This is a genomic window from Archangium gephyra (genome assembly GCF_049060025.1).
Lineage (GTDB): Bacteria > Myxococcota > Myxococcia > Myxococcales > Myxococcaceae > Archangium > Archangium gephyra_A.
Genome location: NZ_JBMEQQ010000002.1, coordinates 6,834,670 through 6,851,844, shown reverse-complemented (window position 1 = coordinate 6,851,844; position 17,175 = coordinate 6,834,670). Strand labels below are relative to the sequence as shown.

The window sequence follows — 17,175 nt, the reverse complement described above, 5'->3', positions numbered from 1 at the left end:
GCCAAACCCTTCATGATGGACATCCCCGGCCATACCCTGCGCGGCGCGTTGCGAGCGACGGGCGCGAACCTGCTCTTTCACGCGGTGTGTGGGACGAATAACCGGCCCGTCATCGTCAAGACGCCGGCGCAGCCCTCGCCCGGCCCGCGCGAGTGGGAGCGCTACCGCCGCGAGCACGGCATCCTCCAGCGGCTCCGGGACGTGAGGGGGGTGCCCCGCGTGCATGCCTGTGAGCTCATCCAGGAGCGCCCCGTGCTGCTGCTGGAGGAAGTGGAGGGCGAGCCCTTGTCGACGCGGGTGGGCCAGCGGCTCGAGCTCACCGCCTTCCTCTCGCTGGCCATGTCGCTGGCCTCGACGCTCGGGGAGATCCACCGGCGCGGCGTCATCCACAAGGACCTGAAGCCCTCCAACCTGATCCTCACGCCGGAAGGGGAGGGGCGCATCATCGACTTCGGCTCCGCCACGCTGCAGCGGGTGGAGCACGTGGACGCGGCGGTGCCCCACCTCATCGAGGGGACGCTGGCGTACCTGTCGCCGGAGCAGACGGGGCGGATGAACCGGGTGGTGGACTACCGCACGGACTTCTACTCCCTGGGCGTCACCTTCTATGAGCTGCTGACGGGCAGCCTGCCCTTCCAGGCGAAGGACGTGCTCGGGTGGTTCCACGCGCACCTGGCCAGCCATCCCCCGCCGCCGCACGAGCTCGTCGCGTCGGTGCCGCGGGCCCTGTCGGCCATCGTGATGAAGCTGTTGGCCAAGGCCGCCGAGGAGCGCTACCAGGGCGCGGACGGGCTGAAGGCGGACCTGGAGCGGTGCCGGGAGCGGCTGCTGCGGGGCGAGCGCGACGTCTTCCCGCTGGGTGAGCACGACTTCCCCCACCACTTCCAGATGCCCCAGCGGCTCTACGGGCGCGAGGCCCCGGTGGCCACCCTCTTCGAGAGCTTCCAGCGGACGGCGCGCGGGGAGCGGCCGGAGCTGGTGCTCGTCAGCGGCTACTCGGGAATCGGCAAGTCCTCCGTCATCCACGAGTTGCACCGGCCGGTGGTGGAGCGGCGCGGCTTCTTCCTGCAGGGCAAGTTCGATCAATTCCAGCGGGACATTCCCTACGCCACGCTGGCGCAGGCCATCCGCGGGCTGGTGCAGCAACTGCTGGCGGGCACCGACGAGGAGCTGGCGGCCTGGCGCGGGCGGCTGCACGAGGCGTGGGAAGGCCAGGGCCAGTTGCTGGTGGACCTGGTGCCCCAGTTGGAGCTCGTCGTGGGCCGGCAACCGGCCCTCCCGGAGCTGCCGCCCGCCGAGGCCCAGCACCGCCTGCACCGCGTCTTCGGCAAGTTCCTCGGCGTCTTCTCCACGCGCGAGCACCCGCTCGTCATCTTCCTGGATGACCTCCACTGGGCGGACCTGGCGAGCCTGAGGCTCATCCAGCACCTGCTGGGGGGCCCGGAGGTGCCGTCCGTGCTGTGGGTGGGGGCCTATCGCGACAACGACGTCAGCCCGTCCCACCCGCTGATGCTGATGCTGGAGGAGCTGCGCAAGACGGACGCACGCCTCACCGGTGTGCGGCTCGAGCCGTTGAGCCTCGCGCAGCTCCGGCGGCTCATCGCCGACGCGCTGCCGGGGGCGGGGGAGGACGTGACGGTGCCGCTCTCGGCGCTCGTCCTGGAGAAGACGGGGGGCAATCCCTTCTTCCTCATCCAGCTCATGATGACGCTGCACCAGGACGGGCTGCTGGCGCGCCTGCCGGAGGGGCGGTGGCGGTGGGATGCCGAGGGCGTCCGGGCCCGGGCGTACTGCGACAACGTCGTGGACTTCATGGTGGGCAAGCTGCGCCAGCTCCCGGAGGCGACGTGGTTCCTGCTGCGCCTGGCGGCGTGCGTGGGCAATGACTTCGCGCTTCCCTTGCTGGCGCTCGTGGCCGGCCTGGAGCCGCTCGAGGTGGAGGAGAACCTGGAGCTGGCGCTCCAGGAGGGCATGCTGGCGCGCAGCGGCCCGGAGCACTTCCGCTTCCTGCATGATCGCATCCAGCAGGCGGCGCAGGAGCTCATCCCCGAGCAGGAGCGCAAGGCCGTGCACCTGCGCATCGGCCGCCTGCTGCTGGCGGGCCTGACGCCCGAGGCGCTGCGCGAGAAGCTCTTCGACGTGGTGGGGCAGCTCAACGCCGGGGCGGAGTTGCTCGACACGCCCGAGGAGCGCCTGCGGGTGGCGCGGTTGAACGCGGAAGCGGGCTGGAAGGCGCGGAGCTCGGCGGCGCACCGCTCGGCCATCACGTACTTCAAGGTGGCCTTCGAGCTGCTGCCGGGGGACCCGTGGACGGTGGACCCCTCGCTCACCTTCCGGATGTGCCTGGACTGGGCGGCCAGCGAGCTGATGAGTGGCAATGCCGCCGGGGCGCGCCGGCTGGTGGAGGTGCTGCTCTCCCGGACGAGGAGCCGCGCGGACATCGCGGCCGTCTACCGCCTCAAGGGCGAGCTGCTCATGGGGGCCGGGCAGATCGACCAGGCGGTGGCGTGTCTGCTGGAGGGCCTGGAGTCGCTGGGCATGCACCTGCCGCCGCGCCCCTCGTGGGAGGAGGTGGTGGCCGCGCAGGAGGAGGTGCAGGCCCTGATGGGGGAGCGCTCCATCGAGAGCCTCCTGGAGCTGCCCCTGGTGAGCGATCCGGACATGAAGGCGGTGCTCGGGGTGCTGGCGGCCCTGTTCACCCCGGCGTGCTGCACCGACAACAACCTGCTCATCCTCCAGCTCTGCCGGGTGGTGTCGCTGAGCCTTCGGCATGGCAACAGCGAGGCGGCCGTCATCGGCTACTCCTGGTACGGCCTGGTGCTGGGCCATGCCTTCAAGAAGTACCGGGAGGGGCATGCCTTCGGTGAGCTGGCCTGCGCGCTCGTGGAGCGTCACGGCTTCTCCGCGTACCGGGGCATGGCGCTCTACAGCCTGCAGATCATCAACCCCTGGACGCAGCCGATGGCCCGCTCGCTGGAGCTCATCCGGAGCGCCTTCCATCACGCGCTGCTGGCCGGGGACTTCCAGGCGGCCTGCTACTGCTGCAACCACATCGTCACGGACAGCCTCATGCTGGGCCAGCCGCTGGACGAGGTGCATGCGGAGTCGGTGGCCCGCTACGACTTCGTGCGCCGGGCCGGCTTCCAGGATGTGCTGGATGTCATCCGCGGCTCGCAGCGCTACGTACAGCAGATGCGCGGGCTCACGCGCTCGTTCGACACGCTGAGTGGCGAGGACTTCGAGGAGGAGGCCTTCGAGGCCTCGCTCACGCCGGATCGCATGAGCACCATGCGGTGCTGGTATTGGATCCTCAAGATGCAGGCGCGCTACATGTGCGGCGCGTACGAGGAGGCGCGTGCGGCGGGAGACAAGGCCGCCGGGCTGCTGTGGACCTCCATCGGCCACATCCAGCTCCTGGACTTCCACCTGTACCGGGGGCTGACGCTGGCGGCGAGCCTGCCGGGAGCGGCGCCCGGGGAGCGGGAGCGCTGGCTGGAGGAGCTGCGCGGGCACCAGCGGCAGCTCGCGGAATGGGCGGGCCATGGCCCCGGGAACTTCCTCGCCCCCGAGCGGATGCTCTCCGGGGAGCTGGCGCGGGTGACGGGCCGGAGCGAGGAGGCGATGAGCGCATATGAGGAGGCCATCCAATCGGCCCGGGAGCATGGCTTCCTCCAGAACGTCGCGCTGGCGAGCGAGCTGGCGGCGAACTTCTGGCGCGCGCGGCGCTTCCCGACGATCGCCGACTCGTATGCCCGAGGGGCCCGGGAGGCGTACCTGCGCTGGGGCGCCCACGGCAAGGTGAAGCAGTTGGAGTCCCGGTGGCCGGAGCTGGCGCTCGCGGCGTGCGCGGAGCGCGAGTCCTCGCATGACACGGACTCGTCGCAGATCGACGCGCTCACCGTGGTGAAGGCGCAGCGGGCCATCTCCGGGGAGATCGTCCAGGAGCGGCTGGTGACCACGCTCATGCAGGTGGCCATCGAGAACGCGGGGGCCCAGCGCGGTGCGCTGCTGCTGGTGCGGGGGGACACGCTCCGGGTGATGGCCATCTCCGGCGAGTCACCGGAGGATCCCATCCTCCTGCCTCCCGAGGGCGCGCCGGCCGAGCTGCCGTGGACGCTCATCGCCTACGTCAAACGCACGCGCGAGGACGTGCTCATCGGCGACGCCAGCCGGGCGCACCCCTTCCCGGCGGACGAGTACCTGCGGCGCGGCCGGGCCCGCTCGGTGCTGTGCCTTCCGCTGCTGCGCCAGGAGGCCCTCTACGGCGTGCTGTACCTGGAGAACAACCTGGCGGCCGAGGCCTTCACCCCGGATCGCCGCGCGCTGCTGGAGCACCTCGCCTCGCAGGCCGTCATCTCCATGGAGAACGCGCGGCTGTACGCCGAGGTGCAGCACGCCGAGGCGGCCCTGCGCCGGGCCAATGACGAGCTGGAGGCGCGGGTGGAGGAGCGGACGCGGGAGCTGAGGGAGGCGCAGGGCCGCCTGGTGGACACCGCGCGCGCGGTGGGCATGTCCGAGGTGGCCTCGAACGTGCTGCACAACGTGGGCAACGTGCTCACCAGCGCCGTCGTCAACCTCGAGGTGTTGCGCGAGACGGTGGCCGCCTCCCGCGTCAACCGGCTCAAGCAGTTGTCGGCGCTGTTCGAGGAGAACCGTGGGCGCCTGGGGGAGTTCTTCACCCACGATGCGCGCGGGCTGCAGATGCCGGACTACTTCTCCGCGCTCACCGAGCAGCTCCTCCAGGAGCAGGGGAAGGTGCGCGACGGCCTCTTGGAGATGGGGTGGCATGTCGAGCACATCCGCTCCATCGTCCAGGTGCAGCAGACCTACGCCAAGACGGCGCTGCTCATCGACGAGTGCGAGCTGTCGGAGCTCGTGGATGATGCGATGCGCATCCAGATGCCGGCGCTCAAGCGCCACGGCGTCACCGTCACCCGCGAGCTGAAGGACTCGCGCAAGGTGCGCGTGGACCGGCACAAGGTGCTGCAAATCCTCATCAACCTCGTGAGCAACGCCAAATACTCGCTGGACGAGATGCCCGAGGGAGAGCGGCGGATGATCGTGCGGCTCTCCATCGAGGGGAACAAGGCCCGCATCCAGGTGGTGGACAGTGGCGTGGGCATCGCGAAGGACATCCGCGACCGGCTCTTCTCGCACGGCTTCACCACGCGCAAGGATGGGCATGGATTCGGCCTGCACTCGAGCGCGCTCGCCGCGCAGCTGCTGGGGGGCAACCTCCAGTTGGAGAGTGACGGGCCGGGCAAGGGTGCCACGGCCACGTTGGAGCTCCCACTTCAGTAGCGACTCGCTACGGCGCCGAGCACTTCACCGGGCCGAGCGAGGCCTGGAAGTAATAGCCATACAGGTCCGGCGTGAGCGAGAAGTTGCACGTGTTCACGTCGGTGGGGTCCAGGTGGGGGTGGCCCTGGATGTAGCGGGCGACGTAGTCACGCACCCCGTCGGCCGAGGTCCAGAGCACGGTGCCCTCCTTGAACATGGCGTAGCCGCCACCGCCGCTGGCCCGGTAGTTGTTGATGGCGATGCGGAAGGATTGATCATCCCGCACGTCCAGGCCCTTGTAGCGCAGGTGGGTGAGGCGCGAGCCCACGGGCTTCGTGAGGTCGTACCCGTACTCGATGCGCGAGTAGAGGTCCCAGTTGTAGTTCTGCACGTTGCCCACCTTGGCCGACTCGGGCCTGGAGGCATCCGGCGGGGCGCTGGGGTTCCACTGGGCGAAGTAGCCGGCGTTGAGCTCCAGCGCGCGGCGCAGGATGGAGCCGTTGATCTCCATCACATACAGCGTGTTGTCGTAGATGTAGATGCTGTAGGCGTCGCGCAGGGTGATGTCCCCGGCGGGCAGCATGCCCTCGTCGGTGAAGAGCGCGGCGAGCGAGAAGTCCACCGGGTGGCCGTTCTCCTCGGCGGCTTCCTCCTGCACGGTGTTGATGAGATCGGCCAGGGCGCTGTCCACGTAGCGGGCGGCATAGCCTCCGGTGAAGGCGGCGCGGGTGGTGCCGAGCTTCGCGCTCACGTAGTTCAGCGTGGTGTCGTGGTGCACCTGGGTGAGCTGCGTCACCCGGGCGTCCTGCTCCACGCCGGCGTTCACCTCGAGCAGGCGCGAGTCCTTGCCCTCCACCTTCCAGCGGCCGTCCGCGTGGACGATCGACAGGTCCACCAGACCCAGGTGGCTGCCCCAGCGGTTGGGCTGGATGAGGAGCACGTCCTGGCCCTGGCCGTTCTTCAGCAGCATCTTCGGGATGGGCTGGTGGGTGTGGCCGGTGAGCAGCACGTCGATGCCTTCGATCTGCTGGGCGATCTGCACCGCCTGGTTCTCGCCGGGAAGGTTGCCGCGGTCGGCCCACTTCGCGGGGTCGGCGTAGTCGTTCAACCAGGAGGCGGGGTTGCTGGCACTGCCGGTGGGCTGCTTGTCCGGGCCGCTGTGGATGGCGACCACCACCACGTCGGCGCCCTCCTGCCGCATCCTCGGCACGTACACGCGGGCCGTCTCCAGCGGATCATCGAAGCGCAGGCCGGGGATGTTCTCCGGACGCTCCCACGTCGTGACGCCGGGCGTCACGAGGCCGAGGATGCCCACCTTCACCCCGCACACGTCCTTGAGCAGGTAGGGGGTGAAGGCCTCGCCGCCGCCGTCGCTCTGGCGGATGTTGGCGCCGAGCAGGGGGAAGCTGGCCTCGCCCTTGAACTTGGAGAGGACGCCGAGGCCGTAGTTGAACTCGTGGTTGCCGAGCGCCATGGCGTCATAGCGCAGCTCGTTCATGGCCACGGCCATGGGGTGCTGGGGCGCGTTGTCCACCAGGGCGTAGTAGGTGCCCAGGGGCGTGCCCTGGATGGTGTCGCCCGTGTCGATGAGCAGGTTGCAGTCCGGGTTCTCCGCGCGCGCCTGCTTCACGAGCGTGGCCACCTTGGACAGACCGCGCTGGGGGTCCGCCTTGCCGGTGAAGTAGTCCCAGGGGAAGAGGTTGGTGTGCAGATCGCTCGTCTGCATCAGCCGCACCGTGCGCGGCGAGGTGTCCACGGGCGGCGGCCGCGGCTCGGGATCGTCGCAGGCGGTGAGCTGGAGCAAGGCACAGGCGCCCAGCAGGGGAAGGAGCGGGCGGGAACTGGCGGGAAGACGCGGAGACATGGGAGGTGACCTCGGAGGAAAACCAGAGGCCCGGAGTGACGCCGCCGGGCGCGCCTCTCCTATGAGGCCCCCTGCCTCCTTGCAATCAACAGGAGCGGGACCTGTTCCACCGTGCTCGTTTGACGGGCCGCCCGGCGCGCTGGCAGCCTTCAGGCGTGACCGACCTCTTCACGCCCCTGTCTCCCGCCCAGAAGACCGACTTCCAACGGCGCTACCTCGCGTACCTGCGCGGACGCGACGGCGAGCCCCAGTGGCGGACCCACACCTTCTCGGTCCGCGAGGCGTTCTACCAGAACCTCGAGCAGCGGCCCGTGCGCCGCACCGGAGCGCCGGTGGTCCACCAGGACGTGTTCAACCGCCACCATGCGCAATACCGGCCCGGGGAGAAGCTCGATGAGGCCACGCTCTGGGCGCTGTGCGTGGCGAAGACCAACCGGGGCGAGCGCTTTGGCGTCGAATACGCCCATCGGATCGGCAACGCGGAGCGCGATGGCGATCCGGACAATCCGCTGACGTACATCGGAATCGAGGAATTCTATCACACGCGAATCCTGCGGGACGCGCTGCGGGTGATTGGCCTCGAGATGGAGATGCTCAATCCCACCCTCGGCCAGCAATTCATCATCAAGGCGATGGCGCGGCTGCCGAAGACGATGGGTTATCCGATCATCTTCTGCGGAGAGATTTGCGGCGTGGCGTTCTTCCACCTGCTGCTGCACAAGGCGCGGGAAGCTCTTCGGGGATCAGCCCGAGCCGCTGGCGCGCATCGAGGCGCTGTTCGCGCAGATCATGGTGGACGAGGTGGGCCACGTGTACTTCGCGCGCAGCCAGATGGACGCACCGGGGCTGGCGCTGGCGAAGCGGCTGCTGCCGCTGGTGGCGCGAGGCCTCGTGGATGGAATGCCCGAGTACTACCAGCTCTTCGGACGCGAGCGGCTGATGCGGGAGATCCTCCGCGCCGACGTGGACGCCGCCGCCCTGCCGTACCCGGATCGCTTCCTCCCGTTCGAATCGGCGGACCCGGACCGGTCCGCGGCCTGAGCGCCGCGGAGGAGAAGCGCGCTACCCGGACGCGGTCTGGGTGCGGGACTCCCCGGCCAGTTGCGTGAGCAGGAGGAAGCCGGGATGGAAGTTACGCCGCACCAGGACACATAGCCCCTCCGCTCATGCTCAGACTTTAGACCTTCTTGTATTGATGAGTGACTGAGACGAGGTCCACCAGTGTCTGCCCGCCAGCCTTGGCGATGATTTACAGGCATTGGCATCGATGCCGTAGCTCGGACATGAATCGTTCATGCGGTCGAGGTCTCGCATGATGCAAGTTTGAATTCCATCTGGGGACAAATCAGACAAAATCATGATTGGGGGGAGCTGTTGCTCGAGGAGGAGGTGCACCACTCTTCAGCAGTAGGGTAGCGATGTCCCTCATTACCTGACGGTGATTGCCCACTCCCAGTTGGATGTCAATACACCCCTCTTGTATGTGTGATGAATGGGGTGACATATCATTTACGGAATGTCAGACCCCACGTTCATAGTGGACCCATCGCACGCCAGGTGGGTCTGCTCCGTATGGGGTCCGTCTGGTCCTCCGAGAGTCGGGGGAGCCGTCTTCCCGCGCACGGTTGGTCGCTCGCGACGTGTCACTTCAACGTTGGATCAGCAAGGAAATACATCCATGGACAAGAAGACCAAGACACGCGGCAAGGCGCAGGGCAAGGCGGACTCCGGGTTCGAGAAGGATCTCGGGCCGCTCACCAAGGCCATCGACGACGCGGTGGCGGGCATCCAGAACCCGAAGCAGCGCCGGGAGGTGCGCCAGGCCGTGGGGGAGGCCGTGCACGGCGCGATGAAGGATCTCACCCTGCGAGCGAAGGGCCCCGCGGCGCTGCTCGACGGGCCGGACTCCGTCTCCAAGGCCACGGCCGCCATCAAGCAGGTGAAGGAGCTGGGCTTCGTGGAGTTCACCACGGGCCTCATCAACGGCACCTTCGACGCCATCGTCGGGGCCACCATCAAGCAGATGAAGGCGTACTCCGAGATGGTGGCGCAACTGGCCAAGACGCTCGTCGACTTCGAGGCCGACCACGTCACCCCCGCGGACATCACCAAGCACCTCTCCGGCACCTACCCGGATGGTCTGGGTGGCACCAGCGTGCGGCACACCTACGTCTTCGTCGGGACCCCCAAGAACGACGATCTCGGCATCCCCGAGCAGACGGCTCGCGAGAATCTGATCCTCGTGGCCGACGCCCTGGTGAAGGAGGTGAAGAACGCCTCGCCGGAGTTCACGTTCGTGGAGGAGGACATCCAGACGACCCAGGAGTCCTTCACGGAGGACTGGGTCAACAAGGCCCGTGATGCGGTGAGCAGGCAGCTCGCCAAGAGCATGATCGAGCACCTCCGGGCCATGGCGCGCGAGGGCATGGCGCGGATCGTCGTCACCAATGGCGAGCTGCTGTCCAGGCTCACCTTCAAGGTGAACGCCACCGAGCAGGAGATCTCCTCCACGAGCCGCTACGATGCGCAGAGCAGCGGGTGGGGCGTGAGCGCGCGCTACGGGGGCGGCCGCTTCGGCTCCGGGTTCTCCTACGGCTCCAGCAACGTGAGCGTGTCCACCATGGACGAGCGCTCGTTCGACTCGGTGACGATGAGCGCGGAGATCATCGGGCAGGTGAAGATCAACTTCCGCACCGAGTCCTTCCCGCCCTTCATCAAGGACGATCCCATCGTCTGAGCCTCTCGCGCCAGGAGGCCGGTGGCCCTCGTGCCGCCGGCCTCCGGGCCTTTCCCGCCATGGCTGACATCACCCTGGGTGACCTGCTGTCCCTGCTCTTCGAGGACCTGGCCCCCTCCCTCCAGCGCGAGTCCGAGGACGCCGCGTTGATGCTCCACGTGACGGACGTGGACCTGGACCTCCCCGCGCACCTGCGGCTGAGGGCCGCCGGACCGGATCCCGAGCACGAGCCGGCCCGCCTCATCCTGTCGCTGCCGTCGGCACGCGAGACGCCCACCGCCGGGCGCCTCGGCCGCGTCAGCATCACCCTTGGAGTCCGGCCGGGCCTCGTGCCCGAGCCGTCGGAGGACCCATGAGTTCCGATGACAACGTGGAGTGGCAGCTGGCGGACCTGGTGGACGCCATCTCCGCGGAGGTGGACCGCGCGGAGGACACACTGGCCCTCAAGTCCTACGCGCGCCAGGTCTCCTTCGCCATCAAGAAGATCGCCTTCGACGTGGAGGTGACGATGCGGCGCGCGCCGGACGGGCGCCTCTTCTTCCGCTCGTTGGATCCAGGCGGCACCAGCGACACGCTGCTGAAGCTGGACTTCGCCCAGGTGCTGGAGAGCCAGCTCGCCGGGATGCGCAAGCCGCTGGATGACTCCACCACCTCCGCGCCGTTGAGCACGCTGCCAGGTATCACGCCCGAGGAGCTCAAGGCCCTCAACGCCATCGCCATCTACTCGGTGGACGATCTGCTGCGCTACACGCGCACGTCCGCCATGTTGTCGGAGGTGAGCCGCAAATCCGGCATCGCCGAGACACGGCTGCGCTTCTGGCGGGGCCTGCCCTTCGTCTCGGCCCTCAAGCCGGGGAGGGGAGCGCCGGGCAGCCACGTGGTGCTCGAGGGCGGCAACTTCGGCGCGACGCGGCCTGCGGACGCGCAGGTGATGTTTCACGGGTATAAGGCGAAGGTGTTGGAGTGGAGCGGCTCGCGGCTGACGGTGGAGGCGCCCGCGGAGGTGCTCGGAATGGGCCTCGTCTTCGTGGTGATGAACGCCCAGCCCACCAACGTGGTGGTGTGGGAGGGCACCACCCTGGACCTGCGCGTGGAGGAGGTGCTCACGGGCACGGATGCTCCGTTGGAGGGAGAGCCCGTGCAGGTGGAGGCGGTGCTGGCGAACCGGGGCACCATCCCCACACGCGCCTTCTCCGTGCAGTGGTCCGTGGACGGGGTGCTCGGGCTGGTGCTGCCGCATGGACCGCTGGAGCCGGGACAGCGCTCCACCGAGAGCGTCCTGCGCCGCGAGCTGAAGCTCCCCGCGGGGCACCATACGGTGCGCTTCGTGGCGGACGTGGCGGACGTGCTGCCCGGCCTGGACAGGGCCGCGCTCTCCTTCAGCCGTACCCTGGAGGTGCGGCCCCTGCAGTCGCTCGTGGTGGGCGATTACCGGGTGCCCGCCACGCTGGATCCGCTGCTCGTGGGCCCCGTGGATGGCTCGAACGTCCTCGGGCTGGTGTTCCGTGGCCTGGGACGCCGCGATGCCACGGGCACCCTGGTGCCGGATCTGGCGGCGTCCTGGACGCCTCCCACGCCCGTGGAGGTGGCAGGGGCTCGTGTCTACTCGGTCACCGTCACGTTGCGCCCGGACGTACGCTTCCACGACGGCTCCCCCGTGACGGCCGAGGACGTGCGTTTCTCCTTCCTGCGGCTGTGGTCGGTGGAGTCGCCCTGGATCGAGTCCATGATGCGTGTCCACGAGGTCCTCCTGGACGGGCCCCGGGTGAAGTTCCTCTTGTGGGCACCGGATGCGCTCGAGCCGCTGCTGACCATGGGCATCGTGCCGCAATCGGCGTACGAGGCGGACCCGGTGGGCTTCGGCCGCGGACCAGTGGGCTGTGGACCCTTCCGGGTGGAATCCTTCTCGCCGGAGCGGGTGGTGCTGCGCGCCTTCCGCGGCCACTTCCGGGGAGCGCCGCGGCTGGACCGGATCACCGTGCTGGGAGTGCCGGATCGGGATCGGCTGGGGGAGCGAGTGGAGCAACAGGAGCTCCAGCTCGCCGTCATGCCCTACGACGACGCCTGGTTCGAGCGGCTGAGGGATCTGGGTGAGTGGACCCTGACGCGTGTCCCCTCCACCTCCGGAGAACAGCTTCACGTCCAGGTGCCGGGCCTGTTGGAGCGGGACCCGGCGGGCCCGGACGTCAACGGGAGCGCATATCTCTGGTACCTCAAGCAGTGAGGCGCGCCCTCAGGGGCAGGGCGAGGCTCCGGCCGTGGCGTGGTGCAGCAGGAGGACATCCAGGTCGCCCTGGCTCGTGTTGTCCCCATAGGTGCCATAGGTGCTGCCGGCGAGGGTGAAGTCGCCGGCGGCATCGACGGCGAGGCCTCGGGCGTGCTCGTCCATGGGGGTGCCCTGCTGGCACTGCCATTGGAGCGCACCGCTCGCGTCGTGTTTGAGGAGGACGATGTCCTGTCCACCCTGGCTGGTGCCTCCGGAGAGGATTCCCTGCGTGCTCCCGACGAGGAAGGAGTTGCCCACCCGGTCGGCGGCGAGCCCACCCGCGATGTCGGTCCCGCTCGTTCCCGTCTGGAGGACGCGGTCCACGTGTCCGCTCGCCGCGTCCAGCCAGAGCAGGAGCAGATCCTCCGCGCCAGCGTTGCTGTATCCCGGCACCGCGCCCGTGGTGGAGCCCGTCACGTGGACCCGTCCAGGTGCAACCGCCGCGATACCCGCCGTGTACTCATCCCCGGAGGTCCCGTACTGCGTCACCCACCGCCGTGTCCCATCCGCGTCGAAGCGGGCGACGACGACATCCCAGCCGCCCTGGTTGGCCCCCGCGAGTGTCCCGGCGGTATGGCCCGTGAGGTAGATGGCTCCGTCAGGGCCCACGGCCACCCCCGCGGTGGCCTCGGCCTCCTCCGTGCCCAGCTGGCGCACCCATCGGAGCGTGCCGTCCGCCTCGAAGCTGGCGAGGAAGAGGTCTCCCCCCCCGAGCCCGGTGGCCGTCCCGTCCTCCTCCAGGGAGCCATCGGTGGTGCCGGCCACGTAGACGCGGCCACTCGCGTCGGTGGCCACGCCCATCGCGCCATCGAAGCCGCTGGTACCGAACTGGTGGGCCCAGCGCAGTGTGCCCGAGGCCTCGTAGCAGGCGAGGAACACGTCGAGGCTGCCGGCGCTCGCCTCTCCCTCGAGCGCTCCAGAGGTGGTGCCGGCCACGTAGACGAGACCGTCCCCGCTCACGGCGACGCCCTGGGCCGAGTCGTCCTCGGGGGTACCGAGTTGTCGCATCCACACGGGGTTGCCGGAGGCGTCGTGCTTCACCAGGAGGGCATCCTGGCCGCCCTGGTGGGTGTTTCCTTCCAGGCTCCCCAGCGTCTGCCCGACGAGGTAGACGCTGCCGTCGCTGGCCCTGGCGACGCTCTCGGCGCCGTCCTCGAAGGCGGTGCCGAGCTGGCGGCTCCAGGAGGCGCTCTTCCGGCCCCAGCCATAGGCCAGGCGGCACTGGCCCGGGGTGTCACGCTCGCAGCCGTCGGTGTAGCGCACCAGCGCGGCGTCCTTGCCACCCGCGCCTGCGGTGCCGCCGAGCCCGCCCTCGGCGAAGCCCGCCACGTAGACGCCGGTGCCGAGATCCGCTGCGACGGCGAGTCCCCAGTCACTGGGGGTGGGGGTGCTCGCGGCGGCGGTGGAGCCGAGCTGGCGGGCCGCGCGCCGGGTACCGTCGCGGCCGTACTTGAGCAGCACCAGGTCGTTGCCGGCCAGCGCGGTGCCCGTCTCCAGGTCACGGCTCACGGAGCCGGTGACGTAGACGTTGCCCGCTCCGTCGGAAGTCACCCCCGAGGCCGAGTCCTCCGCGCGGGTACCCGTCTGGCGCGTCCAGAGGCGGGTGCCGGAGGCGTCGTAGCGCACCACGACGATGTCGTAGTCGCCGAGCTGGGGGTTGCCGTCGAGCCCGCGGCCGTCCGCGCCACCCGCGGTGCGGCCCACCACGTAGACGTCCACCTCGCCAGTGGTACGCCGCGAGGTGGCCACGCCCTGGACCACGTCATGGCCACTGGTGCCGAGCTGGCGCGTCCAGAGGCGGGCGCCGGAGGCGTCGTACTTCACGAGGAAGAAGTCCTGCCCGCCAGCGCTCGGGTTGCCGTCCAGGCCGCCCCAGGTGAAGCCCGCCACGTAGACGTGGCCCTCCACGTCCACCGCCACGCCGCGGGCCTGCTCGTTCTGCGCCGTGCCGAGCTGACGCGTCCAGAGGCGAGCGCCGGAGGCGTCGTACTTCACGAGGAAGAGATCCTGCCCGCCAGCGCTCGGGTTGCCGTGCAGGGCGCCCGAGGTGTAGCCGGTGACATAGACATGGCCGTCCGCATCGGTGGCCACGCCCTGGGCATAGTCTCCCGCGCTGGTTCCGAGCTGGTGCGTCCAGAGGCGGGTGCCGGCCGCGTCGAGCTTCACGAGGAAGGCATCCTGTCCGCCAGCGCTCGGGTTGCCGTGGAGGGCACCGCCGGTGTAGCCCGTCACGTAGAGGGAGACGGCGGTCAGGTCCCGGTCGTGCACGGCGAGCCCCGTCACGTAGTCATTGCTCGAGGTGCCGAACTGGCGGAGCCACTCCCGTGAGCCGCCCTCGGTGTGCCGGGTGAGGAAGACGTCGAAGCCACCCGCATTCGAATTCCCTGGCATCGCTCCACCGGTGTAGCCCGCGGTGAAGACGGCGCTGGAGGAGGTGGCCACGGCCACGGCCTGGTCATGCCCGCTGGTGCCCAACAACCGGCTCCAGCCGGGTGGCTCGGTGATTGAAGCCGATGCTGTCAAGGACCCACTGACGACTCCGAGTGCGAGGGCCGCTGCTGCCGTGCCCACGTTCTTCCACCAGCTGCGCATGTGTCGCTCCAGTCCGTGTTGGACGTACCGTCCACGAGGGGAACGGTTTTGACTGCGGGTGAAGACTGACCAAACCCGGGGCCCCCTGCAAGGCATGTAGTGCACGTCCCATGAGCACGTGTCTTTTATTACCAATACCTTTCAAGTACCGGGTCACCGGGCCCTGCTCTCCAGCGCTCGTACGCGCCGCCGGGCACACTTCTACCTGCAAGACTTTGCAAGTCCGAAGGCCCGGAAATGTCAGACCCATACAACATCATGGCCTCGCAACACTCACGGAGGTCGCAATGTCATACACGAAGATCGACAGCATCATTGGCGGGCGTGGCGCGGACAGCCTGCCCGATTCGGAGTACATCTACTTCCTCGAGCGCAACAACCCGACGAACGCTTCCGGCCTCATCAACGAGTGGCGCATCACGCCGTACGCGCTCGTCTCGGGCGGCGTCGCGGAGCTGCCCAACGACGCGTCGGGAGCATACGGGATGGACCTGGATGGTGATGGTGCTCCGGACATCCACTGGGATGGGGTGGAGCTCTTCCCGGACATGTCGTCGGGCCTGGCGCGCATCCCCCGCTACGACACGGACGCGGAGTCCCTGAAGGACCTCGTCTACGGGGACTCCGGCTTCCCCGAGACCGGCGGGTCCACCTCGGGCAACTCCTACGCGGTCGCCACCAGCAATGGCAACTTCGCCAAGCTGCGCGTCTTCAAGGACACCGCGGAGGGCAAGACGAAGCTCGAGTGGGCCGCCTACCGCTTCGACAATCACATCATGCCGGTGGGCTTCGGCTACCAGGACCCGCGCGATCTGGTGCTGGCGGTGGAGAATGGCGTCACCGTGGCCTACGTCTCCGCCCTGCGCAAGGTGGCTGGGCGCGACGTGGGGACGGTGTACCGCGTGCCTCGTGATGAGACGGCGGGCTCGCGGTTCTTCAAGCCGGTGTCCACGGCTTACATCGTGGCGGAATGGCCCAAGGAGCCCACGCGCAACAATCCCCGGCAGCTCGCGCTGCACAACAGCTACCTGTACATCGTCAACAATGATGCCCTCCTGCGCGTGCGCATCAACACGGCGGTGAGGGCGCCGCTGGAGCTCGTGTACACCGGTCTCACCAGCGCCACGGGCCTGCTGCTGAGCGCGGATGGCACCCGGGCGTACGTCACGGACATGGCGGTGGACGCCACCTCCGGCAAGACGGGCCGCCTGCTGAGCATCAACATCGACTCCGAGGGCAAGGGCACCCTGCACAAGGTGCTGAGGAGCGAGTTCGGTGCCAGCGGCCTCCTCGAGTGGGCGGATGCCGAGCACACGGCCATCTACCTGTCGCAGCTGGACTCCAGCGAGGTGATCCGCCTGCGTGACCTGGAGGCCCCCACCCTCGCCGCGGAGCCGGTGCTGACCGCGGCTCCGAAGCGCTCCCAGAGCGTCATGGTGATGACCACGCGTGGCCTCTTCATCGTCAGCGACGAGGAGATCGGCACGCTGGCCATGGAGCTCCCGGTGGACCCGGGCATCCTGGTCATGGGCATCGGCCACGTCCCCTTCCAGTTCATCGAGCAGGATGAGGCCAGTCCGAACGCGGGCCGCGCGGACACCACCACCACCAGCTACTTCTTCCAGGTGAAGAACGTGCCGTTCGGCGGCACGCTCCACCTGATGATCAATCACAAGGATGCCTACCTGGCGGAAGCGCGCTACTACCGGGTGCGCTTCATCCAGGAGGATGGCACCATCGTCTCCGTACCGGGCGGCTTCACGGACCTCCTGTGGAACCGGTCGCTGGCGCTCTGGGAGCAGGCGCCCATGTCGCAGCTCACGATGGGCGGTTTCTCGGGCCTCTACCCGCTCCGCGTCCCGAATGACCTCTGGTACAACGCGTACCTGGGCGCGGTGCTCAACAGCCGCAAGGTGAAGAACGGGCTGACCAAGCTGGAGGTGACGTTCTTCGATGGGGCCGGCAAGCCCATGCCCGGGCTGTCCTACGAGCGGCTGGTGCTCATCGACAACAACAACGCCAGCGTGTCCCTGAAGCTGCCCGTCATCGGCGGACGCGAGCAGACGCCCACCTGCGGCGCGCTGCAGTACAAGGCGAAGACGGACGAGTTCCTGGTCGACTACAAGGTCTTCCACCCGAACAACAACGCCGACTACTCCCTGAGCATCCGTGGTGGTGGCCATGGGGTGATCTCCGAGAGCGGCAAGGTGGTGGACGCCAATCCGCCCAAGGTGACGACGGTGCAGGACGTCATCGGCACCTGCAACATCGCCAACGTCACCATGGGGCTGAGTGTGAGCGTGCGCGTGACGGACGGCTACCAGTGGATTGGTACCGCTTACACGTCGCGCTCCTTCACGCTGGTGCCCGACAGCATCCCGCTGCACTGAAGACTTGTCTGGAGGGCTGAAAACCCTCCAGCAGGAGGCGGGGTTC

General features: G+C 68.6%; 9 protein-coding genes. 6 read left to right on the top strand and 3 right to left on the bottom strand.

Translation table 11 applies throughout. The features are described from left to right. The first annotated feature begins 12 nt into the window (after window positions 1-12). Window positions 13-5,301 (top strand): trifunctional serine/threonine-protein kinase/ATP-binding protein/sensor histidine kinase, encoded by a 5,289-nt coding sequence (locus ACN28I_RS29675; RefSeq protein WP_420945288.1) that lies wholly within the window; start codon window positions 13-15, stop codon window positions 5,299-5,301. A 7-nt stretch (window positions 5,302-5,308) separates the two neighbouring features. Here the strand turns inward: ACN28I_RS29675 and ACN28I_RS29670 are convergent, their stop codons facing one another. Both ACN28I_RS29670 and ACN28I_RS29665 read right to left on the bottom strand, forming a co-directional pair. After that, entirely contained in the window at window positions 5,309-7,144 is a 1,836-nt protein-coding gene (locus ACN28I_RS29670; RefSeq protein ID WP_420945287.1) for a bifunctional metallophosphatase/5'-nucleotidase, read from the bottom strand. A 149-nt stretch (window positions 7,145-7,293) separates the two neighbouring features. Next, window positions 7,294-7,863, bottom strand: a complete 570-nt coding sequence (locus ACN28I_RS29665; RefSeq protein ID WP_420945286.1) for a hypothetical protein — start codon at window positions 7,861-7,863, stop codon at window positions 7,294-7,296. 70 nt (window positions 7,864-7,933) lie between these two features. Between ACN28I_RS29665 and ACN28I_RS29660 the strand changes: the two genes are divergently transcribed. The 4 genes from ACN28I_RS29660 to ACN28I_RS29645 all read left to right on the top strand — a co-directional run bounded on the left by ACN28I_RS29660 (window position 7,934) and on the right by ACN28I_RS29645 (window position 12,105). Continuing rightward, complete coding sequence (locus ACN28I_RS29660) at window positions 7,934-8,185, top strand: hypothetical protein (RefSeq protein WP_420945285.1); 252 nt, start codon at window positions 7,934-7,936, stop codon at window positions 8,183-8,185. A 637-nt stretch (window positions 8,186-8,822) separates the two neighbouring features. Further along, complete coding sequence (locus tag ACN28I_RS29655) at window positions 8,823-9,881, top strand: hypothetical protein (protein WP_420945284.1); 1,059 nt, start codon at window positions 8,823-8,825, stop codon at window positions 9,879-9,881. Between the two features lie 59 nt (window positions 9,882-9,940). Then, a complete protein-coding gene (locus ACN28I_RS29650; RefSeq protein ID WP_420945283.1) occupies window positions 9,941-10,237 on the top strand; it encodes a hypothetical protein in 297 nt (98 codons plus the stop codon). Then, window positions 10,234-12,105, top strand: coding sequence for an ABC transporter substrate-binding protein (locus tag ACN28I_RS29645; protein ID WP_420945282.1), 1,872 nt, complete (start codon window positions 10,234-10,236; stop codon window positions 12,103-12,105). The genes ACN28I_RS29650 and ACN28I_RS29645 overlap by 4 nt, the downstream gene beginning before the upstream one ends. A 9-nt stretch (window positions 12,106-12,114) precedes the next feature. On the opposite strand, the gene ACN28I_RS29640 is transcribed toward ACN28I_RS29645, so the two are convergent. Then, window positions 12,115-14,739: an SBBP repeat-containing protein gene (locus tag ACN28I_RS29640; RefSeq protein WP_420945281.1), complete on the bottom strand. Its 2,625-nt coding sequence runs from the start codon at window positions 14,737-14,739 to the stop codon at window positions 12,115-12,117. Window positions 14,740-15,026: 287 nt separating this feature from the next. Here ACN28I_RS29640 and ACN28I_RS29635 point away from each other — a divergent pair, with 287 nt between their 5' ends. Next, complete coding sequence (locus ACN28I_RS29635) at window positions 15,027-17,129, top strand: hypothetical protein (protein ID WP_420945280.1); 2,103 nt, start codon at window positions 15,027-15,029, stop codon at window positions 17,127-17,129. Window positions 17,130-17,175 lie beyond the last annotated feature (46 nt).

Excerpts from the sequence above, each read along its gene's own strand:
- ACN28I_RS29655 (WP_420945284.1), top strand. The coding sequence starts at position 8,823 with ATGGACAAGAAGACCAAGACACGCGGCAAGGCGCAGGGCAAGGCGGAC.
- ACN28I_RS29675 (WP_420945288.1), top strand. The coding sequence starts at position 13 with ATGATGGACATCCCCGGCCATACCCTGCGCGGCGCGTTGCGAGCGACG.
- ACN28I_RS29670 (WP_420945287.1), bottom strand. The coding sequence starts at position 7,144 with ATGTCTCCGCGTCTTCCCGCCAGTTCCCGCCCGCTCCTTCCCCTGCTG.
- ACN28I_RS29660 (WP_420945285.1), top strand. The coding sequence starts at position 7,934 with ATGGTGGACGAGGTGGGCCACGTGTACTTCGCGCGCAGCCAGATGGAC.
- ACN28I_RS29635 (WP_420945280.1), top strand. The coding sequence starts at position 15,027 with ATGTCATACACGAAGATCGACAGCATCATTGGCGGGCGTGGCGCGGAC.
- ACN28I_RS29645 (WP_420945282.1), top strand. The coding sequence starts at position 10,234 with ATGAGTTCCGATGACAACGTGGAGTGGCAGCTGGCGGACCTGGTGGAC.
- ACN28I_RS29640 (WP_420945281.1), bottom strand. The coding sequence starts at position 14,739 with ATGCGCAGCTGGTGGAAGAACGTGGGCACGGCAGCAGCGGCCCTCGCA.
- ACN28I_RS29650 (WP_420945283.1), top strand. The coding sequence starts at position 9,941 with ATGGCTGACATCACCCTGGGTGACCTGCTGTCCCTGCTCTTCGAGGAC.